Source organism: Nostoc sp., assembly GCF_036917515.1.
Taxonomy (GTDB): Bacteria; Cyanobacteriota; Cyanobacteriia; order Cyanobacteriales; family Nostocaceae; genus Nostoc.
Genome location: NZ_JBALDE010000171.1, coordinates 72,790 through 97,609 on the forward strand (window position 1 = coordinate 72,790; position 24,820 = coordinate 97,609).

The 24,820-nt window shown below is 42.7% G+C and carries 22 protein-coding genes and 1 pseudogene; 12 read left to right on the plus strand and 11 right to left on the minus strand.

What is annotated here, in order from left to right; genetic code table 11:
* The first annotated feature begins 346 nt into the window (after positions 1-346).
* Together V7K89_RS22150 and V7K89_RS22155 are read left to right on the plus strand one after the other, a co-directional pair.
* On the plus strand, positions 347-2,635 hold the full coding sequence (locus V7K89_RS22150; protein ID WP_335190936.1) for an FUSC family protein: 2,289 nt from the start codon (positions 347-349) through the stop codon (positions 2,633-2,635).
* Between the two features lie 236 nt (positions 2,636-2,871).
* Complete coding sequence (locus V7K89_RS22155; protein WP_335190938.1) at positions 2,872-3,015, plus strand: hypothetical protein; 144 nt, start codon at positions 2,872-2,874, stop codon at positions 3,013-3,015.
* A gap of 80 nt (positions 3,016-3,095) precedes the next feature.
* On the opposite strand, the gene V7K89_RS22160 is transcribed toward V7K89_RS22155, so the two are convergent.
* Positions 3,096-3,422 (minus strand): DUF3140 domain-containing protein, encoded by a 327-nt coding sequence (locus V7K89_RS22160; protein WP_335190940.1) that lies wholly within the window; start codon positions 3,420-3,422, stop codon positions 3,096-3,098.
* Between the two features lie 73 nt (positions 3,423-3,495).
* Between V7K89_RS22160 and V7K89_RS22165 the strand changes: the two genes are divergently transcribed.
* The 3 genes from V7K89_RS22165 to V7K89_RS22175 all read left to right on the plus strand — a co-directional run bounded on the left by V7K89_RS22165 (position 3,496) and on the right by V7K89_RS22175 (position 7,238).
* Positions 3,496-4,146 carry a YeiH family protein gene (locus V7K89_RS22165; protein ID WP_335190942.1) on the plus strand — a complete coding sequence of 217 codons (651 nt, stop codon included), beginning with the start codon at positions 3,496-3,498 and terminating at the stop codon, positions 4,144-4,146.
* A 578-nt stretch (positions 4,147-4,724) separates the two neighbouring features.
* Positions 4,725-6,353, plus strand: a complete 1,629-nt coding sequence (locus tag V7K89_RS22170) for a Na/Pi cotransporter family protein (RefSeq protein WP_335190944.1) — start codon at positions 4,725-4,727, stop codon at positions 6,351-6,353.
* A gap of 201 nt (positions 6,354-6,554) precedes the next feature.
* The gene (locus tag V7K89_RS22175; RefSeq protein ID WP_335190946.1) at positions 6,555-7,238 is read left to right on the plus strand and encodes an ATP-dependent Zn protease; all 684 of its coding nucleotides are present in this window, start codon (positions 6,555-6,557) and stop codon (positions 7,236-7,238) included.
* A gap of 269 nt (positions 7,239-7,507) precedes the next feature.
* On the opposite strand, the gene V7K89_RS22180 is transcribed toward V7K89_RS22175, so the two are convergent.
* Positions 7,508-8,806 carry a glycoside hydrolase family 10 protein gene (locus V7K89_RS22180; protein WP_335190950.1) on the minus strand — a complete coding sequence of 433 codons (1,299 nt, stop codon included), beginning with the start codon at positions 8,804-8,806 and terminating at the stop codon, positions 7,508-7,510.
* Between the two features lie 344 nt (positions 8,807-9,150).
* Between V7K89_RS22180 and bchI the strand changes: the two genes are divergently transcribed.
* Positions 9,151-10,275: a magnesium chelatase ATPase subunit I gene (gene bchI, locus V7K89_RS22185; protein WP_335190952.1), complete on the plus strand. Its 1,125-nt coding sequence runs from the start codon at positions 9,151-9,153 to the stop codon at positions 10,273-10,275.
* Between the two features lie 184 nt (positions 10,276-10,459).
* Positions 10,460-10,759, plus strand: coding sequence for a hypothetical protein (locus V7K89_RS22190; RefSeq protein ID WP_335190954.1), 300 nt, complete (start codon positions 10,460-10,462; stop codon positions 10,757-10,759).
* 32 nt (positions 10,760-10,791) lie between these two features.
* Here V7K89_RS22190 and V7K89_RS22195 read toward each other — a convergent pair whose 3' ends face one another.
* The 3 genes from V7K89_RS22195 to V7K89_RS22205 all read right to left on the minus strand — a co-directional run bounded on the left by V7K89_RS22195 (position 10,792) and on the right by V7K89_RS22205 (position 12,772).
* Positions 10,792-11,886, minus strand: a complete 1,095-nt coding sequence (locus V7K89_RS22195) for a nucleotidyltransferase domain-containing protein (RefSeq protein WP_335190956.1) — start codon at positions 11,884-11,886, stop codon at positions 10,792-10,794.
* A gap of 236 nt (positions 11,887-12,122) precedes the next feature.
* Positions 12,123-12,356, minus strand: coding sequence for a Nif11-like leader peptide family natural product precursor (locus V7K89_RS22200; protein ID WP_335190958.1), 234 nt, complete (start codon positions 12,354-12,356; stop codon positions 12,123-12,125).
* 260 nt (positions 12,357-12,616) lie between these two features.
* Entirely contained in the window at positions 12,617-12,772 is a 156-nt protein-coding gene (locus V7K89_RS22205; protein ID WP_335190960.1) for a hypothetical protein, read from the minus strand.
* Between the two features lie 163 nt (positions 12,773-12,935).
* Between V7K89_RS22205 and rplU the strand changes: the two genes are divergently transcribed.
* Together rplU and rpmA are read left to right on the plus strand one after the other, a co-directional pair.
* Complete coding sequence (gene rplU / locus V7K89_RS22210) at positions 12,936-13,343, plus strand: 50S ribosomal protein L21 (RefSeq protein WP_335190962.1); 408 nt, start codon at positions 12,936-12,938, stop codon at positions 13,341-13,343.
* Positions 13,344-13,372: 29 nt separating this feature from the next.
* Positions 13,373-13,654: a 50S ribosomal protein L27 gene (rpmA, locus tag V7K89_RS22215; RefSeq protein ID WP_335190964.1), complete on the plus strand. Its 282-nt coding sequence runs from the start codon at positions 13,373-13,375 to the stop codon at positions 13,652-13,654.
* 669 nt (positions 13,655-14,323) lie between these two features.
* On the opposite strand, the gene V7K89_RS22220 is transcribed toward rpmA, so the two are convergent.
* The gene (locus V7K89_RS22220) at positions 14,324-14,650 is read right to left on the minus strand and encodes a beta/gamma crystallin-related protein (RefSeq protein WP_335190966.1); all 327 of its coding nucleotides are present in this window, start codon (positions 14,648-14,650) and stop codon (positions 14,324-14,326) included.
* 441 nt (positions 14,651-15,091) lie between these two features.
* Here V7K89_RS22220 and V7K89_RS22225 point away from each other — a divergent pair.
* From V7K89_RS22225 to V7K89_RS22235, 3 genes and pseudogenes are all read left to right on the plus strand, one after another.
* A pseudogene (locus tag V7K89_RS22225) lies at positions 15,092-15,607 on the plus strand (cytochrome b/b6 domain-containing protein); the annotation flags it as partial.
* 7 nt (positions 15,608-15,614) lie between these two features.
* Positions 15,615-16,331 carry a molybdopterin-dependent oxidoreductase gene (locus V7K89_RS22230; protein WP_335190969.1) on the plus strand — a complete coding sequence of 239 codons (717 nt, stop codon included), beginning with the start codon at positions 15,615-15,617 and terminating at the stop codon, positions 16,329-16,331.
* A gap of 297 nt (positions 16,332-16,628) precedes the next feature.
* Positions 16,629-17,822: an NADH:flavin oxidoreductase/NADH oxidase gene (locus V7K89_RS22235; RefSeq protein ID WP_335190971.1), complete on the plus strand. Its 1,194-nt coding sequence runs from the start codon at positions 16,629-16,631 to the stop codon at positions 17,820-17,822.
* Between the two features lie 483 nt (positions 17,823-18,305).
* Here V7K89_RS22235 and V7K89_RS22240 read toward each other — a convergent pair whose 3' ends face one another.
* The 5 genes from V7K89_RS22240 to V7K89_RS22260 all read right to left on the minus strand — a co-directional run bounded on the left by V7K89_RS22240 (position 18,306) and on the right by V7K89_RS22260 (position 24,646).
* Positions 18,306-18,707, minus strand: a complete 402-nt coding sequence (locus V7K89_RS22240) for a fasciclin domain-containing protein (RefSeq protein WP_335190973.1) — start codon at positions 18,705-18,707, stop codon at positions 18,306-18,308.
* A gap of 66 nt (positions 18,708-18,773) precedes the next feature.
* A complete protein-coding gene (zwf, locus tag V7K89_RS22245) occupies positions 18,774-20,312 on the minus strand; it encodes a glucose-6-phosphate dehydrogenase (RefSeq protein ID WP_335190975.1) in 1,539 nt (512 codons plus the stop codon).
* Positions 20,313-21,573: 1,261 nt separating this feature from the next.
* Entirely contained in the window at positions 21,574-22,470 is an 897-nt protein-coding gene (locus tag V7K89_RS22250; RefSeq protein ID WP_335190977.1) for a GNAT family N-acetyltransferase, read from the minus strand.
* Between the two features lie 128 nt (positions 22,471-22,598).
* Positions 22,599-23,471 carry a GNAT family N-acetyltransferase gene (locus tag V7K89_RS22255; protein ID WP_335190979.1) on the minus strand — a complete coding sequence of 291 codons (873 nt, stop codon included), beginning with the start codon at positions 23,469-23,471 and terminating at the stop codon, positions 22,599-22,601.
* 293 nt (positions 23,472-23,764) lie between these two features.
* Positions 23,765-24,646, minus strand: a complete 882-nt coding sequence (locus V7K89_RS22260) for an FHA domain-containing protein (RefSeq protein ID WP_335190981.1) — start codon at positions 24,644-24,646, stop codon at positions 23,765-23,767.
* Positions 24,647-24,820 lie beyond the last annotated feature (174 nt).

Here is a 24,820-nt window from a genome sequence, read left to right on the forward strand (position 1 = left end):
TAGAAAAAATCGGAGAATCCAGTAGGCGCTATCTCAGAATCTGTTATTGAATCAGCTAGTCGAGTAATCGCACTTTACGAAAATCTCCTCGAACAGCAGGAAAAAGCTCACAATGAAACCTTGGAACAACGTGAGGCACAAAAGATGTGGATTTACCAAAAGCACCAAGAACTTGAGCAAGTACAGAATGAGCTGGAAGTCATTCTCAGTAAATGCACCAGCGATCGCAAAAATTAAGCAACTCAATCACCTCAAAAGACATAATTACAGCCATCCTCCACACTGTTATATCTGGCTAAAATGCTGTAAGAAGTGATCGCGCTTTGTTATAGTCGCCAGTCTCATAATGTCATTTACAGATAAACGTCCTCTGGGTTGGTTGTTGCAGCAGTTTCAACTCCAACCAGGTAAACCCGCCCTTTCCTCTGGATTGCGTAGCCTTTTTATACTGGGTGTTCCAATTGGAATTGGCATCATTACAGGTCATGCTGCTGAAAGTGCGATCGCTACTATGGCAGCTTGGTTCGTTGGGATGGTAAATGTTGACGGAGCCTACCGTCAACGAGCGATTGCGATGATCGCAGCTACGATTGGGGTAACTGTGATGTTCCTAATCGCAAGTCTGGTTAGCAGTCATCTTTGGTTGGCTGTCCCGACCACATTCTTGGTAATATTTATCACAGGTTTAGCAAATCTCTATGGCAACGTGGCTGCATCTGTCAGCTTGATTACTTCGATTATGTTTGTGATTGCGCTGGCTAGATTCGCTTCATTTTCTAATTTGCCTACTCTTATTCAACACTGTGGGCTATGTCTGGCTGGTGGAACATGGACAACTGTCTTGTCATTAGGACTGTGGGTGGTGCGTCCTTATGTACCTGCAATGCAGATAGTCGCTAACTGTTATTTCTCATTAAGCAATTTTGTGGACTTGGTAGGCCACAGAGCATTAAATCCAAAGGATCGTCAGGAGTGGGAACAGCGATTTTTGCAAGCTCAGGATACACTCATTCAGAACTTGACATCTGCCCGTAGCGTCTGGACAACTATTTGGACTAGGCAAAGAGGAGCTAACCTGCGGGGAAATCAGTTACTCGTATTAATTGAGGATGTAAATCAAATTGTCAATTCTGTTGTCGCACTAAATGAACTAATGGCGATCGCATCCGAACATCAACTATTTTCTCGCTTACAGAAACAAATTCAGCAAGTTATACAACAGTTGGCAATTGCTCTGCAAATGTTATCACAAGCGATCGCCAAAGGAAAAAACTCACCTCACTTAGGGGATCTTGATCGGAGTCTTGAAGCACTAGAACACCAAAGGCAAGTTCTGCGTTCTCAAGTCCTCAATCAAACCATCACTGCTCAAACAGATGACTATTCCGATCTCGTTAACCTTGGGAAGATTACAGCCAGTCTGACAAAGATAGCAGAGCAAATTCATACTGATGCAGAGATTGTTACAGATTTAAGCCAAGGAAAACTACGCAACAGCATTGCCCAGCGAGATATTTCCCCCCCAGCCCAACCAGAGGGTTCTACAATTATTGATACGCTGCGAAATAATTTCACTTTTGATTCAGTCCTCTTTCGTCATGCGTTGCGCCTCGCACTGATCACAACTTTTGCTGAATTAATTGCCTCACTATTGCAACTACCTAGAGGTTACTGGATAACGCTCACAGCTTTAGTTGCACTTAAACCTAACTTTGGGGGAACGTCACAGACAACAGTACAAAGAGTCATCGGTACTATTTTAGGTGGAATTATTGGTATTATTTTGGTTTTACTAGTTAAGAATCAATTGGCGATCGCAGTTTGTTTCCTGGTGCTGGTGTTTGTTGCTATGTCGGTGCGACCATTAAGCTACAGTATATTCACCATACTACTTACTCCCGCCATCATCTTGCTACTCAACATTATTAGTGCAGGTGGCTGGAAGGTTGGAGTATTACGGATCTTTGATAGCTTTGCTGGGGGTGCCTTAGCCCTGCTTGGTAGCTATTTGCTTTTCCCGCGTTGGGAACGACAGCAACTTCCTGCACAATTGGAAAAAACAATTCGAGCTAATCTTGCTTACTTTCAACAGGTGATTGCTAACTATCTCCATCTAGAAGATAATGCGTTTGCTGATTCTATCAACATGCTACGCCACCAAGCAGCGCTAGAAAACGTCAACGCTAACGCCGCAGCTCAACGATTGTTCAGCGAACCTCGTCACATTCAGGGAGAAATTGAACCTGTAATGACGCTGATGGCATACATTCGTGGCTTTTTCAGTTCGGTAACAACTTTGGCAGAACATCTGCGGGAATTTAGCGGCGAGTACCAATTTACTGAACTCAAACGACTTGCCGATGCCATTGTCCAAGTTTTGGAAAACTTAGCAGATGCCCTTGGGCAAGGACAGCCACCCCAACCATTACCAGCGCTGGATAGCTATCTTGAAGCAATTCACAACCAAATCCAACAGCTACATACTGCTCGGTTATCAGAGATTGCTACCAATTCCAACACTTTAACTCCCACGTTACAAGCCGTTCAAGAACAAACTCTGCTCTCGACAGAACTGGATCGAATTGTTAATGAAATTAAAGTTATGCACTGTGTAATTGCTCGTTTGCAAGAATAATTTTCTTTTCACGTTGGTGCTGCGTTTTGCGCATCACGCGGGTGTTAACCTCTTGATTTTTTGTGAGTCTACGATCGCAGCTACCAGTTTGGCAAGATCGGCTGGTTTTGCAATATGGAGTTAAAATCCGGCTGTAAAAACCTGTTTTTTTTGTGTGGTTTCTGCGGCGTAAACACTTAGTACAGCATTTCATTAATTTGTAGCGAATTAATGAAAGGCAATAGGTTGCAATGCCAATGCATCCCAATACAATGTTAATGCGTTCCTCTGCAATGCCAATGCATCCCGATACAATGTTAATGCGTTCCTCTGCAATGCCAATGCATCCCAATACAATGTTAATCCGTCCTGATACAATGCCAATCATCCCCCTACATTAAAAATGCTATGCTTTTACGCAAAATTGTATTTAGGGCGATCGCGGGAATTTGCCAAGCTAAATAGCGGGCTATGAGATACTTTACTTGAGTGGGTCGTGTCCCCAATTTTTCAAAGAATAGCACCAGCGTGTGTGTTCCAAATCACCCGATGGCTGCTGTCCAAGATGACGGTGGACGTAACTAATAACTTTCTTCATCTGCGAAAGATCGTCGTTGGTATAATCATCCTTTTTCTGCAATAGCTGGATGATACGCCGTCCAGATTTATGACCGATTGACTCATCGTCGCCATCCTTTTGCCCGACAGTTTGTGACTCATCCGTATCTAACCAAGACTCTAGTTCCTTGGGTGTCATATTGACAACTTGATGAAACTCGTCAATTACCGCTTTAATATCTTTACTCATGACTAAACATTACTCCTCTACTTTTTTCAGAGCATCAGGCTTGTGAACAGCTTGTTTTCCTGTCTGATGCTTATTGGCAATCGGCTCCTCTATTTGTGGAGTTTCTGCGATTATTGCAGGCAAAGGAGCAATCGAAGCCGAGGACGATGATGCAGCGTTTGCGATCGCAGCAATTTTAGCGTTAGGTGCATTTGGGCTGTTTGTTTACCCACTGATTGGGCATACCTTCGGCATGAGCGATCATGCTTTTGGACTTTGGGCAGGTCTGGCGGTGGACAACACAGCAGAAGCTACAGCAGCCGGCGCGCTTTACTCAGATGAAGCATCTAGGATTGCAGTACTCGCCAAAACAACTCACAATGCCATGATTGGGTTTGTTGTTCTAGGGTTTGCTCTTTACTGGGCAGCACGTGGACAGGCACAGCATGTTGAGAATAAAGCTGAATTCTTGTGGCAGAAGTTTCCTAAGTTTGTGTTAGGTTTTCTGCTAATCTCGATCCTAGCAACCGTTGGCGTCTTCAATAAAGACCAGATTACCAGTTTAGGGAATTTGTCCCGATGGGCATTTCTGCTAACCTTTGCAGGAGTGGGGTTACAAACTGATTTTAGAGAAATGAAGCGGCAAGGCTTACGTCCCTTTATTGTGGGAGCGATCGCAGAACTAACAGTGACGGTTGTGACGCTACTCTTAGTGCTAGGGGCAGACACTCTATTCAAGCTGTGAATCTTTTGACTAAAGTTAGCAAAACTGATGTCACCCGTAAGCTGGCTTCATTATTAGGTGGATAAACTCGACTGATGCCAGTAGTAAGGGTGACTACCATAACAGTTATAAAACAGAGATAATCAGGCTCAACAACCCTCCCAATAATACCAATTCACAATGACGCTCTCTACGAGACGCTAAAAGCTAACGTGGACTCGCTAACGCTGCGCTAACGCAATTAAAAAACTTAGATCCAGCAAAGCTTTCAGGAGTTACATCTGTATCAGATTTTTCGTGAAATGGTATAATCCCATTTGCCATAAACCACAGCCAATAGCCGCCCCCAAGCCCGCCGCAGTCCAGACACAGGCGGTTGTCGTGAAGCTCTGTGATTTAGAGAGCGCAGATTTTCTGGAAGATCCTTGTATTAGTTTGAATTTTTTTCAAAGAATATTGTTTTTCTTGAACTTTTGCATATTTAGCACTCAAGATTAACCTGTACCATATTTATTTAACCAAATGTTAACTTATTCTTAATTACAGTATGTTTACCAACTTACTGTATTTTTTGTCAGTTAGCAAAGTTAGGTGTGCTGATGCTGAAGACTCAAGATCCCACACAAGTCTTGATACTGTTAATTGGAGGTTCAACGCTACTTCTGTATGGAGTGAGACTAGTTACTGATGCAATGGAGCGGGCATTAGGTTCACGTCTACGAGTGGTGATGATGAGGCTGGCAAGGCGTCCTCTGGCAGCTTTTATATCAGGGATTATCGTAACTATGCTGACCCAAAGCTCCACAGCAACTGCCTCAGTGATGGTAGGACTGGTTAGCGCTCAGTTAGTACCCTTAACAGCAGCAGTGATCATGCTACTGGGAGCTGCTGTCGGCTCTACGTTGGTTGTACAACTGTTGGCGTTCCACATTACTGAATATGCACAAGAGTTTCTGGGTTTAGCGGCAGCGTTTGCGCTGTTGACTCGACATAAGGCACTGCGGGATGTTGGTCGTGGTGTATTCAGTTTTGGATTGGTATTGCAGGGTTTAGCAATGATTGACGCTAGTAGCGCTCCTATTGCCGATAATCCGATTACGAATGAAATTATGCAGGCACTTTCCCAGTCTCCTTTAGTACTGATATTACTGGGTATCTTGCTGGCAGCAGCATTTGTCTCTAGCATCGCAGCAATCGGAATTGTTATGGCTTTGGCTGGAGGAGGTGCCCTCCCACTAGAAGCGGCTTTGGCAGTAATGCTAGGTGCCAATATTGGTACAACACTCATGCCCTTACTCACTGCATTGAACCGAGGCAGCGTTGTTGGACGCCGACTAGGATTTATCTATGTTGGTACTAGGCTTGTTGGGGGAGTATTGGTGCTGGCATTGCTCAATCCCTTGACAGTGTTGTTGACTCGTTTGCTCCCCAATCCTTCAACACAAGTAGCATTAGCACACCTGGGATTTAACTTAATATTGGCGATCATTTTTGTGCCACTAGCAAGTCTACTTGCAGACTTAGCTACCAGACTTCTCCCAGAACCTGAGACAGAAAAGAAATTAAGTGCACGCTACCTTGATCCCAATGCATTGATGTTGCCTGCCGTTGCACTTGGTCAAGCAATGCGTGAGGTTATGCGGATGGCAGATTTGTCCGCAGAGATGTTACAGCTTAGTATTCAAGCGTTTGAAGACGGGGTAAAAGATTTACCTAAACAGATTGGGGCACTTGATAACCAGCTTGATGATATGGAAACGGCTATTAAGCATTATCTGATTCAAATAAATGATGAATTGCTAACGGCAGAACAGTCACAACGGGAGTTAACATTGCTTTCTATCAGTACGGAGTTAGAGGCAATTGGCGACATCATCGACCGACAACTTATGCGATTAGCCCGACGCAAACGGCGCAAACAAATTGCTTTCTCTCAGCTAGAGTGGAACGACATTGTTGCTTACCACGGCGAGGTGCTAGGACTGCTACAACGAACACTAACAGGGCTAGCTGCACAAGACGCAACTATTGCAGATGAAGTATTGTCCCAGCGGCAATGGCTCAATCAATTTAAGCGGGAAATTTATCTTCGGCATCTCCAGCATCTGAGTTCAGGAGATCCTGTCAGTCTTAATGCCAGTTCCATTCTCTTAGAGATAGTTAATGCTATGAGCCGTATTCTTTCTCATATCAGTAGCATTGCCCGTGCTATTCAAGGAGAGTTGTGATTTATTAAAGGAACTTAAAGATTTTTGAGTGAAAAATAAGCCTCAAACCCATGCAGAGTAAGGTAAATAGACCAAAGACCAAAAATGACCTAAACCCAGATATACCAAATAAACAAAGCAAAACGATGTCGAAGTCTCTCTATAATATACATTAATTCCCACATAATGAAGAAATATTAAGTTGGATTCAGAAAATTCTCAATGAGCCAGACTACCCTAAATTTAGTTGCAATATCTATTTTTCTCATGACCCTATCGGTACTGCTGGGGCCATTCTTGAATTTGTCGCCGACAGTACCGGCACTTGCTACCTTCGCTATTTTGGGAATAGCCACTTTTGACAGTTTTAGCTTGCAAGGCAAGGGTGGTACTATCTTTTTAGATTGGATTGCTGGTTTTTCAAGTGAACACCGCGATCGCATCGTCCATCACGAAGCAGGGCATTTCTTAGTTGCTTACCTGTTGGGTATTCCTGTTACTGGCTACACACTCAGCGCTTGGGAAGCCTGGAAACAGGGGCAATCAGGCCAAGGCGGCGTTAGCTTTGATGATGGGGAATTAGCATCTCAACTAGAAGTAGGTAAAATTAGTGCCCAAATGCTAGACCGCTACTGCACTGTTTGGATGGCAGGTATTGCTGCTGAAACCCTGGTTTTTAAGAATGCTGAGGGTGGAACTGATGACAAAAGCAAACTGATAGGAGTTTTGACAATTTTAGGCTTTTCTGAATCAGTTTATCAGCAAAAACTGCGTTTTCATACCCTCCAGGCAAAAACTCTATTAGAAGAAAATTGGTCTAGCTACAAGGCTTTAGTTAGTGCCATGCGACAACGCACTTCGGTCGAAGATTGCCATGCTGAGTTAGGAGTAGGGAGTGGGAAGTAAGAAGTTATATCAAGCTAGTAATGAAGAGTTTGTAGTAAGCACTAAAGTGCTTAGAAAATAAGGACTAAAGTCTTTACTAAGCTGTTACGCATTTAAATTGTATATTTACTCGTGTTCACGCAGCGTCTTCTTCAGGAGAAAGTTGTCATTAGTCATTTGTATTTAAAAGGACAAATGACCATTGACAAAGGACAGTTTTAACAATTGCAATGTGCAATCTAGACGCGCATCAGCTTACGAACTCATTAACATCATCTTAAACAGAAAAGTTATTCAACTCTGGCGCGGAGTGCAGGAGATGGAAAAAGATTTTCAAATCCGGCTTGTCGCTCATTTAAAGATTCTAGAGCATCATTCCAAAGACTTTCATAATAAAAGAAAATTACGCCTAGACCCCTTTCTTGGGCAGCCCGCACCTGAGACTTAATTTGCTGCATGGGAACTGGATTATTTCGTAACCCTGTCATAATGCCAACTCCAGTTGGAATTCTTTGTTGCGCTTCTTGAATTTCTGCGCGGGAAATATTTGCCACAAAACTTTTCAGATCCGGACGATAAATTTGCACAATTAACTCGTCCACAATATTTTGTCGCATCCAACTCAGCCAATCTTGCAAGTGAAACTTGTAAGCCAAATCATAGTAATTAGGAGAAACAGAGAAAATTGCCTGGGGTTTTCTCTGTTTCACAGCTTGATTAAGTTTTACCATGAACGCCGTAATCTTATCTGCGCGCCACTTTACCCATGCCGCATCTTGGGGATTTTTTGGGGGAGGATTCTTGGTTTCTTTGGTGTACAAAGCAACTGTATATTGATCGTAGCCAAACTCGTGAGGCAAACTCATGTGATCGTCAAACTGAATGCCATCGGCATCATATTGGGTAACAGTTTCCAACACAAGATTAGTGATGAACTGTTGCACTTGCGGAAGGAACGGATTGAGCCACATCACCTCACCAGCCGCACTGATTGAAGTTTGACTACCATCCCGCTTTTGTGTGAACCAATCCGGGTAATTCATTGCTAGTTCTGACGTTGGAGGAGCCATGAAACCAAACTCAAACCAGGGAATCACCAGCAATCCTTTGCGATGAGCTTGGTTAATCAGGTCTGCAAGAATATCATGTCCATCTGAACCTTTGTAGACAAAAGGTTGAATACCTGCACGTTGTGCTATGGCACTGGGATACATCACATAGCCAGAATTCCACACCACAGGATAGATTGTGTTGAAGTTCAGCCGTTGCAGTTGACTCACCGCATCTTGCACTTTATCGCGATTCTTGAGGGTGTCAAAATCATTGTTGGTCATCCAAACCCCGCGAATTTCCTGACGGGGTATCTGTGCGATGGCGCTGAAGCGCCCACCTTCGGTGATCGCAGGGGTGAAACTGTCCAACAGCAACACAGTAACAAACGATATTAAAATAAGAATCGGAAAAAGAGACTTGAGTAGTCGACGCCAACTTTGAACAATAAATGAAAATGATGATTTCATGGATTTGAATGATGCATTAGCTACCCACACAAGCCACTGTTCGCTTTTACGATTGAATCTACTAACCATATAGTTTACAAGTATTTATGCTTAGTACAGAATTGATGAGTTAGTAGTTGTTCGTTCCTTGCTTATGGAACTTTTGCACCAAAAAAAACTAAAACAGACAAATTAAGATAGTTGACGCAGCTAGTAAGCATTTGTGCCCAATAGATATTTGGTATGGGGAATGGGGCATTGGGCATGGGGCATTGGGAAGAGACAAGAGGAACAAGGTAAAATTTTCTTCTTTAACTTCCTCTACCTCCCCTGCTCCCCCTGCCTTCCCTGCCCCCAGATCTTCACATTCCCCTACACCCTACCTGTGTCACAATAAAGAACTGTAATAAGAAAAATATTGTTAAGGTAATTTAGTGAGTCCAACTGCTCAATCTACGGCAAGTGCGCGTCGCGTAGTATTTCCTTTTACGGCAATTGTGGGCCAGGAAGAAATGAAACTAGCGCTGCTATTAAACGTGATTGACCCCAAAATTGGTGGTGTAATGATTATGGGCGATCGCGGCACCGGGAAATCCACAACTATCCGGGCACTGGCGGATCTGCTACCAGAAATTTCTGTGGTTGCTAATGACCCCTTTAATAGCGATCCTAGCGACCCCGACTTGATGAGCGATGAAGTCCGCCAACTTTTAGAACAAGGGGCGGAAATTTCCATAACTCACAAAAAAGTCCAAATGGTAGACCTGCCGCTAGGAGCTACAGAAGACCGAGTTTGTGGCACAATCGACATTGAGAAAGCTTTATCTGAAGGTGTCAAAGCTTTTGAACCGGGACTGCTAGCAAAGGCAAATCGTGGCATTCTCTATGTGGATGAAGTTAACTTACTAGACGACCACCTTGTAGACGTGTTACTCGACTCCGCTGCCAGTGGTTGGAACACTGTAGAACGAGAAGGTATTTCTATCCGTCACCCTGCACGTTTTGTGCTTGTCGGTTCTGGAAACCCTGAAGAAGGCGAACTACGCCCTCAATTACTCGATCGCTTTGGGATGCACGCAGAAATTCACACAGTCAAAGAACCAGCTTTGCGGGTGCAAATCGTGGAACAACGTGCGGATTTTGACCAAAATCCGCCAGTATTTCTCGAAAACTATAAACCCCAGCAAGAAGCATTGCAAGAGCAAATTGTCAATGCTCAACAGCTTTTGTCAGAAGTGAAAATTGACTACGATCTGCGGGTGAAAATTTCTGAAGTCTGTTCAGAATTGGATGTGGATGGTTTGCGGGGTGACATTGTTAGTAACCGCGCTGCCAAAGCCTTAACAGCTTATGAAGGACGCACTGAAGTTACAGTTGATGATATCCATCGCGTAATTACGCTATGCTTGCGTCACAGACTGCGGAAAGACCCTTTAGAATCGATTGATTCTGGCTACAAAGTCGCAAAAGTTTTTAGCCGTGTCTTTGGCGTCGAACTACCAGAAAGTGATACTGCACAAAAAAACGGCACAGGTCAAAAGTTAGGGGCTAGGGCTTAGAAGTTAGGAGTGAGGAGTAAAGAGTTAGGAGTTTTGAATGGAAAACTGCTTCATAACTCAAAACTTTAATTCCTCACTCAAGACTGAGTATATAACTGACAACTCCTAACTCAGGATTCAGCACTGACTATATAACTCACAACTCCTAACTCCTAACTCATAACTTTATAATTCAACACTAACTATGAGAATTTGGTCTTTTTGGTTCAACAGCTTTGTTCTATCTAGCCAATACAACCCGCCCAGGTTTGTAGAATTATTGATGCTCTTATTAGCGATCGCTATGTTGACAATAGCCAGTATTTTACCCAACGACACACCCTATTTAATCTTAGGCTTGAGCTTAGTAGTTGGGGCATCTATTTCTATCTTAGTGCGGGAAGCGATCGCCCCTTCACCTCAGAGACGAATTACCCAACTAACAGCATTCCTATTACTCATCATCAGCCTCTATGGCTTTGCTGACTTAATGTACACTCTCTAGCTAGTCATTTATTCACAGCCAATGACTAATGACTAATGACTCCATCTTTGCATTTCCACCAATTCCATACACAACTCATTAATTTGCTCCAAATCAGGTTTATGAGGTAGGGCAGATTGTTCGCAAACAATTTCCATTTCGGCGACTAAATCTTCTGCCATTTTCATCACCTGCTCATAAGAATACTCACCTTTTAAAATAGCTTTTAAATCTTCAACATCACCAGCTGTTCTCCGATCTACAATCACTTCACCTTGCTGCAATATTTCTACTCCACTGCGTAACAATCTAATGCAGTGCATTCCATGTTTCAGGTCAAAACCCGACTTTCTTTCCATTTCTGCTCTAGCCGGATTTCTATTCTCCTGCCAAGATAAGTAAGCTTTCCATTCTCTTAAAGCTATTTGATAGCTTTGACTTTTTTGAAGCAGGCGGATAAAATCTTTACGGCTATTGGTTAACTTTTGGGTATATTCCAAAGTTTCATCGGGTAAAGTATATTGTTTTAAAACTCCTTTAAAATCAATATCTGCTGTCAGCAATTGATATAATTGTTCTGCTTCTTCCAAAAATTCAATCCGTCCTCTGATTAAGTTATAAAGATACTCCAGAAAAGCATTTAACTCATCTTTGCTCAGAGGTGTTTCGTCTTCTATAGCAAAGTCAGATGGTATTGGTTTTTTTTGCGGTGGCTTTAATAACCACTTACGATGAGTTTCCATCTTTTTGATTTGGGCAAAGGCATAACCCGTGTAAGTATGTTTTACCTTCTTGCTCAAAAATAACTGTTTACGATCGATTAAATGCTGTCCGACTGCGCTTAAAAAAGGATAGTTATTCAACCAAAGCAATTCTAAAACATTGGGATTCGCGCCAGCTAATAATTGGAGGATTTTCCTTAATTCATATATAACTGTGTCTTTGTTATCATCTATGAATGGAAATATTCCTGGTTCATCCCAACCACCATCTTTTTGTTCTATCCGATCAAATCCCAAATAGTACCTTTTAGGTGCAATAAATACTCCCCGATAATCAAAGTCGGAATCAGGACGATTTAAACCATAGCCGTGGCTACCAGCCAAACCAATTAAAATAGTTCTTTGCTCAACTTCTATTCTTTTCATATCACCTGATTAAAATATAGTCATCCTAACTCATCAGTTAAGCAGGTGGCGAGACGGAGATTAGAGAAAGGAATCATTTGCGAACAAAAAAATCCCCAACTTCTCTAAGAAATTAGGGATCTGAGCCTTGGTCTAACAGGAATGTCCTGAAAGGAGATGATACAATGGTATCCCCTTGAGGAACAAAACTTGGCAATTCAGTTGTTCCTATACTTTCGATTTCCTATTAATAGGAATTATCTAGGATTGATGTGGCGTCTATTCCCCCATCCTGGATTGATAATGGCGGCTAAATCTTCCTCAGATAATTTGCTGATTTCACTGTCGAGTTCTTCGGCATTGAAATTATAGCCACGCTCTTGAGCAATTTTGATGAAGGCTTGTGGATCGGCTGTTGCTTTGAGTCTTTCCTGTAACGCTTGATCTTGTTTTATCGCTTGAAAAAGTCGGGCAGCATTTTGCTGTGTCATGACAATCAATCTCCTGTTTGAAATATCAGGTTTGAACGTGATAGTTTAACTTTTGAGGATTCACGAACTTTTGTAAATAATTTCTAGATGTGACACCTTATATTTGATATTAAAACAAAGAAGAAAAATGTGTTGATTTTGATAAAAAAATATAACTTTTCAATTAATACTAATTAATGTTAACTTTTGGTAGATTCAGCCCTAAGATAGTAGCAGTTTTTATCTAAAAAGTATTTGTTCTGATTTGTTGTAAATACAATTTACATTCGTGTGAGTGAGCGATGTCTATGATGGGCTACGCCTATAATCATGACGACAGTTGGTAATTCCTCCCCATCTTGGAAAATAAGCGATCGCCCAGAGTAATTAGCTGATTTTTCATTTTCAGGCTGACCAGACAGCAATGCTAAACCCAAAAATCCTCTTAGAGCTTGACTTGACGCATGTTAATAAAATAGTATATTAGATCGTCTGTCTAATTCCTGCTCGGATCAGGTAGACATATTACAAAGGCTGGCAAAAGCATCTCTATAAAAGATAAAAACCAGCTACCTGTACGGCAACTTCAAGGACAATTCCATGACCTACGCGATTATTGAAACTGGCGGCAAACAAATACGAGTAGAGCCAGGGCGGTTTTACGACATTGAACTGCTTGCGATTGAACCAGATGAAAAAGTTACGATAGATTCCGTATTACTCGTGCAGCACGATGGCGAAGTCACTATTGGACAGCCATTAGTAACAGGTGCGACTGTAGAAGGGACTGTAATGCGGCATTTCCGAGGTCGTAAAGTTCTGGTATACAAAATGAAGCCGAAAAAGAAAACCCGCAAGAAGCGGGGGCATCGTCAGGAAATTACCAGACTTATGATTGACTCTATCACTCTTAACGGTGCAGTGTTTGCTGCCCAAGGAGAAGCGGAGAAGGAAACTCCCGTTGTAAATGACACTGCTGTTGAAGAAGTTGAAACCGCTGCTGAATAATAAAAGAAGTAGATACACAAGAGGAAATCATGGCTCATAAGAAAGGAACAGGTAGTACACGCAACGGTCGTGATTCTAATGCCCAACGTCTGGGTGTCAAGCGTTATGGCGGTCAAGTTGTACGTGCAGGAAACATTCTTGTGCGTCAGCGTGGTACTAAATTCCACCCTGGTAACAATGTCGGTATTGGTAGCGATGACACTTTATTTGCCTTAATCGACGGTGTTGTGACGTTTGAGAGAAAGGGCAAAACTCGTAAAAAAGTTAGTGTTTATTCACCCGTAGCCGCTGCTGAGGCAGTAGCAAGTTAAAGTGTTAAGGTGGGTAACAGTGCCCACCTTAATCGTTAGTTAGCGCTGATGTGATAATCAGATTTACACAAATATTCACAGCAGTTACTTAACTTTTAACCTTTATTTACTCTAAAAAATAAGTTCCTAACTCTTTTATTCTCTCTACCCAACCTTTCATCTTATCAGCAACTTTATACTTCCATTGAAGTTGAAGTACTTCTCTACTATGAGAATTATCAAATATAACTTTGTCTTTGTTTTCAAAGACTGGCGCCAGAAATTCTACCTAAGTAACCTGATTAACTCCAGTTCGTCGTCTCGGTTGCTGTTACTGTTGGTCATGGTGTACCTTTGGCTGTGAGGATGCGATCGCGTCTGGGATTTTGGGCAAGTCGCTTACTCCTAAGCTAGTCTTCTGGTGTGCTTGCTATAAGCTTTCCAGGCTTAACAATCTAAAATTTTTCCTCTGTTAAAACTAAGCCTAAATCGTTGATATTTAAACCAGTGGGCAAATCGACAAGTGCCGACTCTAAAAGTTATTTATGTCGGCACTTGCGAAACGCTACTTAGGCTTTTTTGCAGCTTCTCTAGTATTAGGGCGATGACACCGAGCGTGAATTACCACAATCGATGGCTGCGGGTTTTGCATTACAGAGTACTGCTTCAATTTTCCCAGAATCAAGCACTCTAAGATGCGATTAATTTCAAGGATGAGATTGTGTCATTAGTTATCCCAAAGTTTTCGACCCAAGGATAGTAGCCTGGTCCTAAATCTTTGTAAGAACCTCTGTAATTTGCATCTGCATAAAAACGCCACGTTCCTCCTGTAATAATAATTGAGGAAGTTTCATCGTTAAAATCACTTCCAACGTATGGACGGCTTCGGGTTGCATTGAATCCCTTACCACCATAATTGATATCTTGACGAAGTAATACTTGAGCTCCACCCTGAATGGTACTAGCTTCTTCAAAGGAAAGCTCTACAAAAAGGGGATCTATGTCAAAAATTGTCATGTTTTACTCCTTTGGTTAAAGAAATAGTTGTTATTACAGTTGTAGATAGTTGTAATGGACTGTCAACAACAACTTAACAAAAGTTGATTGAGGATACCGTTGGCAAAATATTATTGAATAAAAAAGTTTTCTTTACTACTTGCTATTATGGACAAAATGAAAGGAACACATGAGAATTTATAGAAAAATTCAGCTATCTGAGCATTCCTTCCACAATCCAGTGTTTCGGTAGTAAGTTGAAGCCTTTTGTGTCGTCTGAACGTTTGACGATTTCAAGCTCGATCTATCAGTTGCTTTCGAGCGATCGCTACTAGAAAAATGCCAGCATTGTTTTGCAATATATAATACCTTATTTTCTTAAGTGTAATTAGTGTATGCATCCCTATGCGGAAGAACTTTCTGCATTATGATTATCTAAGTAAAAGTCCAAATGAACGCTCTGTTAACTTAGTTGTTTACCTAGATGAATATCAGCAAATCTATAATGCTAATTCGGTACTTGGAGGGCGTGAAGGTTGGCATTTTCCTGACTTTCTGTTGCTAGGAGGCTGGCTAGCAGGTGGCAGAAACTGGCATTTTGCTGCTATGTAGCTGTTTTCGCTAAATTTACTTTGGTATGGACTTTATATCTTTATAACTCGTCGTTGGCAACGTCGGTTTGCCGATTGCGGTGACTTAAAAGCATTGCAAGTCAGCCAGAACCGAAAGCGCAAAAACTACGCATGGCATCGGCTAGTTTATACTGCTATCATTCCAGTGCTACTGCTGGCAATTTTGAGCGATCTGGCGATGTACAAACCTGCCCAAATGCATTGGCTTTCTGGGCTATTTGGTAGTTGGCAAATACGCACTGTTCACTTTATCACTGTTCCCAATGTCATACTATTTACAGTTGTTCATTCTTTACTTGCCCTGAAGGTAGGAGGTATCCGTTTAGTGAAATCTATGTTTTTGTAGAGGTTTTATGAATCTGATTCTTCCCAAACGTACCTTATCTCGTCGTCGGTTACTGCAAGTATCTGGACTTTCAGGGATAGGCTTTCTTCTTAGTGGCTGTGGGACAAATTTGTTCTCAGATAATCTGCGGCAAATATCTGAGCCACTGAATGAACGTCTAGAAGCACTCCTATTAACTCAAAAACCTATACCTGAATTTCCTGTCAGTGCCATAGAAGCAGATAAATTGCTGGTTAATACCTTTGACTTCACCCCACAAATTGATCCGGCACAGTTTCGCTTAATAATTGATGGTGAGGTCAATAATGCGATGCAATTGAGCATGGCAGATATTCAAAAACTTCCCTTGACTTCAATGGTGATTCGCCATGTCTGTGTTGAAGGCTGGGCTGCGATCGTTGAATGGGGAGGCGTGCGATTACGAGACTTAGTAGCGCTGGTACAGCCGAAATCAAACGTCCGCTATGTCTACTTCAAATCTGCTGATGGCTACTATGAAAGCTGGGATATTGCCTCTGCTGTGCATCCCCAAACTCTCATGGCTTATCAAAAGAATGGACAACCTTTATCAGTTGATAATGGTGCGCCCATGCGTCTAGCATCCCCAATTAAACTGGGCTACAAGCAAAGCAAGTGGGTAACTCAAATTACCTTTGTCAGTAATTTGTTACCTATTAAAGGCTATTGGGAGGATCAGGGCTATGAGTGGTTTGCAGGGCTATGAGGCAAGCAGGGGAGGCAGGGGGAGCAGGGGAAGATGGGGGAGATGAGAGAGAAAATTTCACCTTGTCCTTCTTGTCATCCTTATCTTTCTTGTCCCTGTGTAATGGGATGTTTTTTATTTGGAAGTTCCTTATATCCCCACCCTATAGAGGGATGGGGAATTATGGTGATTAGTTAAAAATCGTTTGGTAAGCGACAAAACATCTGACACCCAATATCTAAAACTTATCCAGAATCGATTTCGACGAGCTAATCCGGACACTGGATGTTAGTCTACAAAGCACGGAAAAGTAACAGCATGACTACAGAGAACTTAACTACCTTGCCATCATCCCCAGCCCAGACAGAATTAAAATTCATAGATTCCCCTGGCTGTCAATCAACGAGTTTGCACGACTCGGATGTACCAGAAGTTGACTTGTTTAGTCCACTGAAAATTCGAGATATTACCCTGCCCGATCGCATAGCAATGTCACCAATGTGTCAATATTCAGCAGAGAATGGAGTCGCAAATGATTGGCACTTTGTCCATTTGGGGAGTCGGGCTGTTGGAGGTACTGGGCTGATTGTAGTGGAAGCGACAGCCGTAACATCCCAAGGACGAATCACCCCCGGCGATCTCGGTCTTTGGGACGATATGCAAATCGAGCCACTAGCTCGGATTGTGCGCTTCCTTCACCAACAAGGAGCGATCGCAGGGATTCAATTAGCTCATGCTGGCCGGAAAGCGAGTTGCAATGTTCCGTGGCTGGGTGGTACACCGTTAACACCTGAACAAGGGGCTTGGCCGGTAATCGCGGCAAGCCCAATTCCGTTTCAAGAGGGCGGCCCCATTCCCATACCCCTCGATGAAGCTGGGATTGAAGAGGTGATTCAAGCCTTTGTTGCTACAGCCGGACGTGCCCTGCAAGCGGGCTTTGGGATTATCGAAATCCACTCGGCTCATGGATACCTACTGCATTCTTTTCTTTCGCCGCTAAGTAATCAACGAACAGATCGTTACGGAGGTTCGTTGGAGAACCGAATGCGTTTGTTACTGGAGGTGACAAGACGAATCCGAGAGATTCTGCCAAGCGGGATGCCGCTTTTTGTGCGCCTCTCTGCTACCGACTGGGTAGAGGGAGGTTGGGATATCAAGCAGTCAGTTATATTATCCCGTGAACTAAAGGAATTAGGCGTTGATTTGATCGATGTTTCCACAGGAGGCTTAGTCCCTCATGCCAGGATTCCCGTGCAGACAGGTTATCAAGTACCTTTTGCTGCCAAAATCCGAGAAGAGGCTGGGATTAGGACAGGGGCTGTAGGGATGATCAAGGAGGCTGAGTATGCCAACCAAGTAATTACTCGTGGATGTGCAGATTTGGTTCTTGTCGGTCGAGAAATGCTCCGCGATCCATATTGGTCGATTCGTGCCCGTTGCAGCTTGGATGAAGAACCGAACTGGTCTTTGCCCTACGGCTATGCAGTTAAACAGAAGAGACGGGGGAAATAAATCTCAACGGCAGGCGTTGCTGAATCAAATCCAGCAAATTACTTGTAATATGTGATTGTGATCGCAACAAAGTGGAGTGAATCGTCAAGGTTTGAGATTACGACGCTGCGATCACAATTGATTTGTGTTTAACCGCAGATGATATTATGGCGATCGCCTCCTGCTTTCAATGTAATTTTTGCAACTTCACAAGTTAGACGATCATTTCCAACTATTTACAGCCTTTGAGTACTTACTCCCGACGTTTCAGCAAAAGGGGCGGTGAATACTAAGCGATATAAATATGTTGTATATCTACTAGCGATTCACTGGAAATATTTAACTATTTAAATCCAATTATCAGTAATAGATATACAACATTAACTACTAAATTTGAATAAGCATATTTAGTTTAGGTGATTTTGATTGCCAATAAAGGCAAAAAATCAAATGCTGATCCGATCGTAGTTACAAATTTAAATGAAAGCAGGTATATGAACAAAGTTATTCAGGAAACAACACATTATCAATAATATGGATAACACCATTGTCAGCTTCCACATCCGCAGTCACAATGTAAGCATCATTCACCTTAACATTATTCTCAGTATTAACTTTGATATCTTTTCCTTCAGTTGTTGTTAGCTTTTGCGACTGATTTAGTTCAGTTGCATTAATCTTGCCAGAAACCACATGGTACTCTAAAACCTGTCTTAACTTAATCACATCCTGTAGAAGTTCTTCTACGGCTCCTGATGGGAGTTTGGAAAAGGCTTCGTCTGTTGGAGCAAAGACAGTAAACGGCCCATCTCCCTTAAGTGCAGTATCAAGACCAGCAGTAGTAATAGCTGTTACCAAGGTGTTGAAAGAACCCGCATTAATTGCAGTATCTATAATATCTGGCATCTGATGTCACCTCAATTGTGCAAAAACTTGATGTTAAGAGATTTAGCACATAAGTGTATGTTTAGACTATAGGTCAATTCTTTGCCACTGCCGACCATCGCGCGCCAACAAATCATCTGCTGCTAATGGCCCCCATGAGCCTGCTGCATAGTTGGGAAAGTTTTCAGGTGGCGTGGTTGCCCAAGCTTCTAGAATGGGGGTGACGACGCTCCAGCCCAGTTCTACGTTGTCCGATCGCTGAAACAAAGTCGCATCACCGATCATGCAGTCGTATAGCAAGGTTTCATAGCCAGTACTCTGGATCTTGCCAAAGTAGTCAGTGTAGCAAAAGTCCATTTCTACCGCATCCATTGCCATCGCGGGGCCAGGCACCTTTGCACCAAATTGGAGGTGAATTCCTTCCTGTGGTTGAATGCGGATGGTCAAGAAATTAGGCGTGAGACGCTCAATCGAGGTTTGGCGAAATAATAGTGAAGGTACTTGCTTAAACTGAATTGCAATTTCAGTCACACGTTTAGCCAAACGCTTGCCTGTTCGGAGATAAAACGGCACCCCTGCCCAGCGCCAGTTGTCGATGTTCAGCTTTAAGGCAGCATAAGTTTCAGTGTTAGAGTCTGACGCAACTCGTGGCTCTGAGCGATAAGCAGGCACTTGGGTATCCTTCACCGTTGCCGCACCATATTGTCCCCGTACAGTATGAGTTTGCACAGTTTCAGCAGTGAGCGGAATGATGGACTTCAATAGTTTTGACTTTTCATCACGCACCTCATCGGCTGAAAACGAGACTGGCGGTTCCATCGCCGTCATTGCCAGCAGTTGAAACAGATGATTTTGCACCATGTCCCGCACTGCACCTGTACCTTCATAAAAGTTGCCTCTGCTTTCGACTCCAACCGTTTCGGCTACGGTAATCTGTACGTGATCGATATGTTCGCGATTCCAAATCGGTTCAAACAAGCCATTACCAAACCGAAACACCAAAATGTTTTGTACAGTCTCTTTGCCCAGGTAGTGATCGATGCGGTAAATCTGTTTTTCTTGAAGGACAGCACCAATGGTTTTATTCAGAGCACGAGCCGAGTCCAAATCATGCCCAAAGGGTTTCTCGATGATAACTCGCCGCCAGTGATCGTTTTCTTCGCGCACTAATCCGGCTGCACCAAGCTGTGTAATGATGTCGCAAAAGAAGTTAGAGGCAGTTGCCAGATAGAACAAATAGTTTCCCTGAGTGCCACAGTCTCGATCGATTTGAGTGAGTAAGTCTTGCAACTGATGGTAAGTGTCAGCCTCCTGAAACTCACCGGCAAGATAGTACAGTCGCTGCTCAAGCGGTTGCCAAAGCTCATCGTCTACGGGAACCGTTGCGAACTCATGAATATCTTGGGCGAGTTTGCCACGAAAATCGTCCTGACTCATTGAAGTGTGTGCGACTCCAACGATCGCAAATTCCGGCGGCAGCAAATTGCCTTGTTTGAGGTTGTAGAGGGCGGGAAGCAGCAGACGCTTGGTTAAATCTCCTGCTGCTCCAAAGATAACGATCGCACAGGGTTCTGCCGGACGGATTGAGGCTTCGACAGGAACCTGGGGCGTGGTGGCAGCCGTCATGATATAAATCTCCGCATGTTCTTCAATATCTCCACAAAACTATAGCGCATTGCAGACAGCAGTTTATCTGGAAACATCGCGGTGACTTAAAAGCATTGCAAGTCAGCCAAAACCCAAAGCACAAGCAGGACTTACGCAACTGGCACAGGGCGATCTCGATTTGATAGTATTTATGTACTACAAAGAAGTGGCGTACTCACAAGAGATTGGGGAAATTAGTAATAGTAATCAGCGGTGTTAAGTTATTCTTCAAATCATGAGAAAATTATTCGAGGATGGATAAAATAAATCCCATAATTTCTGAGATTTACGAAACTTAACTATTGCCAGTACTTGTTAAGTAGTCAAATTAATTATACTTTCACAAATTTGGCAGAGCATTTAGAACGGATTTTATCGATAATTATCGAGGTCGAGGGCGTAAGAAAGAGTACTCCATGTTTTTAGATGCCAAACTTCTCTATTAATACCCGACGATGCCGTTTAATAAAATCTCCCCATCCACGATATCCAACACATCCATTCATTACAATATTTTCAATTACACCAAGCCTTAATTTAACCGATAGGTTCGTCCCTAAAGAAAAGATATTGGACAAATAGCAGCCTGAAAGTTTAGTCTGCACAGGCATGGACGAATTACAGAAACGGTTATGAAGCATTTAAACAATACAAATACAATTTCAGAGTGAGTTGATGATTTACCAGCGATCATCCATTGGTTGTCACTTTCTTCAGATCCAGTTTCTGCTCAACCAAGAATTACCACAAAATTTATCATAGTTTCAGCTTGCTAGAGGAAAAGTTGCTGCTAATATCCATCTAAAGAATAAGGCATTACTAATGGCATAGCTCCAATATTCGTTAAATAAGCTAGAAGTAAATGAAAAAATAGCCATAAGTATAGGGAACAAGGGCAGTAAAAGATAAATAAACCCAAGATTTGGTAGCAAGTAAAGTACTAAAATAAAACCTCCGATTAAGACTACACTTTGTCCTAGAATGAGCTAACTATTATTCATGCGATCACAAGCTTCCAGCCCCAACTAATATTTTGACGTGTTTTCAAAACACTTTGCTGTATAAACTCAGCTTTAACCTGGTTAAACCAGTTATCATCGAAATTGGGTTTTTTATCCAATATTTCGATATAAGGATTCGCATTCCATTTGAATAAATCTCTATAAGTTAAACTTCCATATAAAGCAGTCCTGATGATGAAAATTTCAGTTATATTATGATTCAATTGTTTCTGAGTAACTTAACACCTTGCAGAACGCGGCAACATAAATTTCTCGCCCTCTGCGGTAAATTTACCGCGAACCATCAGCACAGTTTCATCAAATTTATGAGTGAATGCTTGTACATTTTTGACATCAAGAAGTTCTGGACTAAAGTAAATTACCACTTCTTTAATGGATTGAGGTATCTTACTAAGAATATTCTTTAAAGAGCATATCTGCGTTGTAACTAAATCGAAAAGATGAAGTCGTGTATCTTCTATCTCCATACAGGCGATTAAATCTAAATCTTCTGCATAGTATAAGGGACGACTTCCTTCATTGACGCAGAACACAGGTTTTTCTTTGACTACGCCAACTATATTAGAGACAGGAATGCGGGTTTCCAAAAGTCTGTGTAGCAATGTGTAATCTTTGGTATTTGTAAAATCTAGTATTCTGAAGCTATCAGTGCTACCTGTGGAGTTACACTTAGCCTTAAATATGTGTTCTTCGACTACACGAAAGCCAAAAGGTAAGTAAAACTCTGGTTGTGGTGTTGTCAGTACCAGGGTTTCGTAAAGGCGATGTCTACGATCAGCTACGCCAACGCAATACTCTAGCACTTCCTCCATCACTTCACGGTAATACCCTCTCCTACGAAATTCTGTACGGGTAGCTACTCCATGAATTCCTCCGACAGTGAGCTTTTGTCCCATAATTTGCATGGGAATTTCTAACACTCCCACATGAGTAATAGCTATATCATCGTGAAAGCGAATAAACGGAGTTGAAGCTGTTTCCCAAGATGCACCTAGTTTTCTTGCACATTCTGCTAAACTGCTGAGTCCGGGAAATGTGACTTCCATCAAGTCAAAAAGCTTATTGCTTAAACTGGGATCATTAGAGAATGACTGTTTGAAACGATACTGGCTCATAGTTCAAGTATTATGATCAATTCAGTAAAGACTACAAAATCAATTCCAGCAAATTCAAAAAAAGGGAAATTATAAATGGGTAGCAAGGGCGTAAGGTATTGTGCCTCTAACGTTTAACTCAATATTTATTAAGCTTGAGTCTCTTCAAATAAAACTAAGCCATACTTCTCACCAGTAGGCAAAAAGCCAATTCCTCGATAAACTGCTTGGGCTGCTTGGTTATTATCATTTGTAAACAGGATGGCACGTTTTACTCCCTGCGATCGCGCATCTAACAACGAGCCTGCTATCACACTTTTGGCGTAGCCTTTACCCCGTAGCGCTGGTGGTGTCCACACTCCACCAATTTGTACAACATCAGGTAGGCTGGCATTGAAAGCAGAATAGGAAACTGGGGTATTTTCTGCTACCAAAACCCAATGCATAGCCGTAGCTTGACGTGCTTCAATTACCAGACGGCAATCTGGCCTTAAACTAAGAGTATCTCTTCGTCCTAAAGTTTCCACATTATAAGCAGCACACCATTCAGTGAGTAATTCCAACTCATCTGGATGTGGCAAACGACACTTTACCTTTGCTGATACTAAGGCTTGAGGTATTTGCAAGTCTCGCAGTGTTAGAGAAAACAATATCTCAAATTCATCAAGCTGAGTTGGTCGGTTGCTAAGTCCCAAAATGCTTTTTGTCGCTGCGACTTGTGCTGCTGGGCCACTGATTCCAGAGATGACACGTCCAGATTGTGCTACAACTGCTTGCACCACCTCTGTCAAATGTACAGGGGCTTGGACTACGATCATCCCATTCCAAAAGTGGGCTGCAACTGCCACTATAATTTCATCTATGTAAGCTGCTATGTAAGTTCCTTGAAATCTTGCACTTTGGTCAAGCAGTCCCGCAGCTCGCCAATTAGATCGCAAAAACATAGAAGTATCGGTGTGTTGCAAGAGAAATGCTTCCAGCGATACTTCATCTCCGGGTTGCAGGGTTCTCAAAGTAGGCACAAAAAACTCCTAAGTGTCGAATTTAGTTTACTGAATAGGCTGTTTCGGGAATAGTAGCAATGCCATCTGTAAAGTTGGTTCTACCTAATGGTAATTGAAAGGGACACAGCCTAACTGTGTCCCTAAATGAAGCTACTTCAAGATGCTAGGACTGGCGATAGCAGGCAAACTCCATTGAACAACATAGTTATCCGTCGCTTGTCTGATGCAGTTCATTTGTTTCTCCTCCAAAATGGATGCCGGAGGATGGGCAGAAAATACTTAGACTGATGTCATAATCTATCAAGAATCAGTTAAGCAAGTTGAAAGAGGAATGTCATCAAGTCTCCTTTACCCAAGCTGATGCGATCGCCTGGTCGCAAGCGATGACGGTTCCCTGGTAAAAGTGGCAAATTATTGATGTAAGTGCCATTAGAACTTCCCACATCCTCTACATAATGAGCATCTCCCTCGACGCGAATATCTGCATGAATCCGCGAGACAATTTCGGAATTGGGAAATCCTGAAACATCTATATCTGGAGGAATCCGGTCATTGGGCTTGCCGATATGAATCACAGAAAAATTTTGCGGTAATTCAATTAAGCGATCGCTTTGAACGTGGATTAACCGCGCTGTAACCTGCTGTAATTGCGTTCTGGCAGCAGTTGCAGTTGGTGCTGGTGCTGCTGGCTCTTTTACTTCGGCTTCAGAAGCCGGTGCTGCTTCCACAGGTGGTGGAGTCGGAATACTACTTTGTCCAGAGACTACGGGTTGAGCTACAACGATTGGCACAGGTTCTGGAGGGCTGCTTTTTGCAACAGGTGTCTGTGGCGCTGGTTGTGGAGGAACTGCCACCTCTGTTGGTGGTAAAGATGATTCGGGAGGATGGGAGTTAGTAGAACCGCTCATTCCCAAGGCATCTGGTTGTAAAAGTTCTAACAGTGGATCCGGTGGAACTAACGCTGGTACTTCCACGGGAATATCAGGAGTTACTGTTGTCGCTACTGCGGTATGAACGTGTGGAACACCTGCGGAGTGAAGGTTATAGCCACACTGACCACAGAATGCAGCATCTGCCTGCACAGTTGCCCCACAACTGGGACAATTAGTAGTCGCAGGTAATGGTGTATAACAAGCTTCACATTGGACAGCACCGTCAGGGTTGGGATGATTGCAATTAGGGCAGACGATCATCGATATTTAGCCTTTGTTCAAGATCATCATAAATATAGTTAGGACTGGCAAGCAGAGGGCGGCCCTAGATTTAGATTCTAGCAATTACTGCTAATGGAACAATGAATTGGACACTCTTATACGGGGAAGCAGAGGGGCAGGGGGAGCAGGGGAAGCAGGGGGAGAAGAACCAAT

What these genes read in the sequence shown, in the direction of transcription:
- V7K89_RS22150 (WP_335190936.1), top strand. Translation starts at nt 347, where the DNA reads ATGTCATTTACAGATAAACGTCCTCTGGGTTGGTTGTTGCAGCAGTTT.
- V7K89_RS22155 (WP_335190938.1), top strand. Translation starts at nt 2,872, where the DNA reads ATGCATCCCAATACAATGTTAATGCGTTCCTCTGCAATGCCAATGCAT.
- V7K89_RS22160 (WP_335190940.1), bottom strand. Translation starts at nt 3,422, where the DNA reads ATGAGTAAAGATATTAAAGCGGTAATTGACGAGTTTCATCAAGTTGTC.
- V7K89_RS22170 (WP_335190944.1), top strand. Translation starts at nt 4,725, where the DNA reads ATGCTGAAGACTCAAGATCCCACACAAGTCTTGATACTGTTAATTGGA.
- V7K89_RS22175 (WP_335190946.1), top strand. Translation starts at nt 6,555, where the DNA reads ATGAGCCAGACTACCCTAAATTTAGTTGCAATATCTATTTTTCTCATG.
- V7K89_RS22180 (WP_335190950.1), bottom strand. Translation starts at nt 8,806, where the DNA reads ATGGTTAGTAGATTCAATCGTAAAAGCGAACAGTGGCTTGTGTGGGTA.
- V7K89_RS22190 (WP_335190954.1), top strand. Translation starts at nt 10,460, where the DNA reads ATGAGAATTTGGTCTTTTTGGTTCAACAGCTTTGTTCTATCTAGCCAA.
- V7K89_RS22195 (WP_335190956.1), bottom strand. Translation starts at nt 11,886, where the DNA reads ATGAAAAGAATAGAAGTTGAGCAAAGAACTATTTTAATTGGTTTGGCT.
- V7K89_RS22200 (WP_335190958.1), bottom strand. Translation starts at nt 12,356, where the DNA reads ATGACACAGCAAAATGCTGCCCGACTTTTTCAAGCGATAAAACAAGAT.
- rplU (WP_335190962.1), top strand. Translation starts at nt 12,936, where the DNA reads ATGACCTACGCGATTATTGAAACTGGCGGCAAACAAATACGAGTAGAG.
- rpmA (WP_335190964.1), top strand. Translation starts at nt 13,373, where the DNA reads ATGGCTCATAAGAAAGGAACAGGTAGTACACGCAACGGTCGTGATTCT.
- V7K89_RS22220 (WP_335190966.1), bottom strand. Translation starts at nt 14,650, where the DNA reads ATGACAATTTTTGACATAGATCCCCTTTTTGTAGAGCTTTCCTTTGAA.
- V7K89_RS22230 (WP_335190969.1), top strand. Translation starts at nt 15,615, where the DNA reads ATGAATCTGATTCTTCCCAAACGTACCTTATCTCGTCGTCGGTTACTG.
- V7K89_RS22235 (WP_335190971.1), top strand. Translation starts at nt 16,629, where the DNA reads ATGACTACAGAGAACTTAACTACCTTGCCATCATCCCCAGCCCAGACA.
- V7K89_RS22240 (WP_335190973.1), bottom strand. Translation starts at nt 18,707, where the DNA reads ATGCCAGATATTATAGATACTGCAATTAATGCGGGTTCTTTCAACACC.
- zwf (WP_335190975.1), bottom strand. Translation starts at nt 20,312, where the DNA reads ATGACGGCTGCCACCACGCCCCAGGTTCCTGTCGAAGCCTCAATCCGT.
- V7K89_RS22250 (WP_335190977.1), bottom strand. Translation starts at nt 22,470, where the DNA reads ATGAGCCAGTATCGTTTCAAACAGTCATTCTCTAATGATCCCAGTTTA.
- V7K89_RS22260 (WP_335190981.1), bottom strand. Translation starts at nt 24,646, where the DNA reads ATGATCGTCTGCCCTAATTGCAATCATCCCAACCCTGACGGTGCTGTC.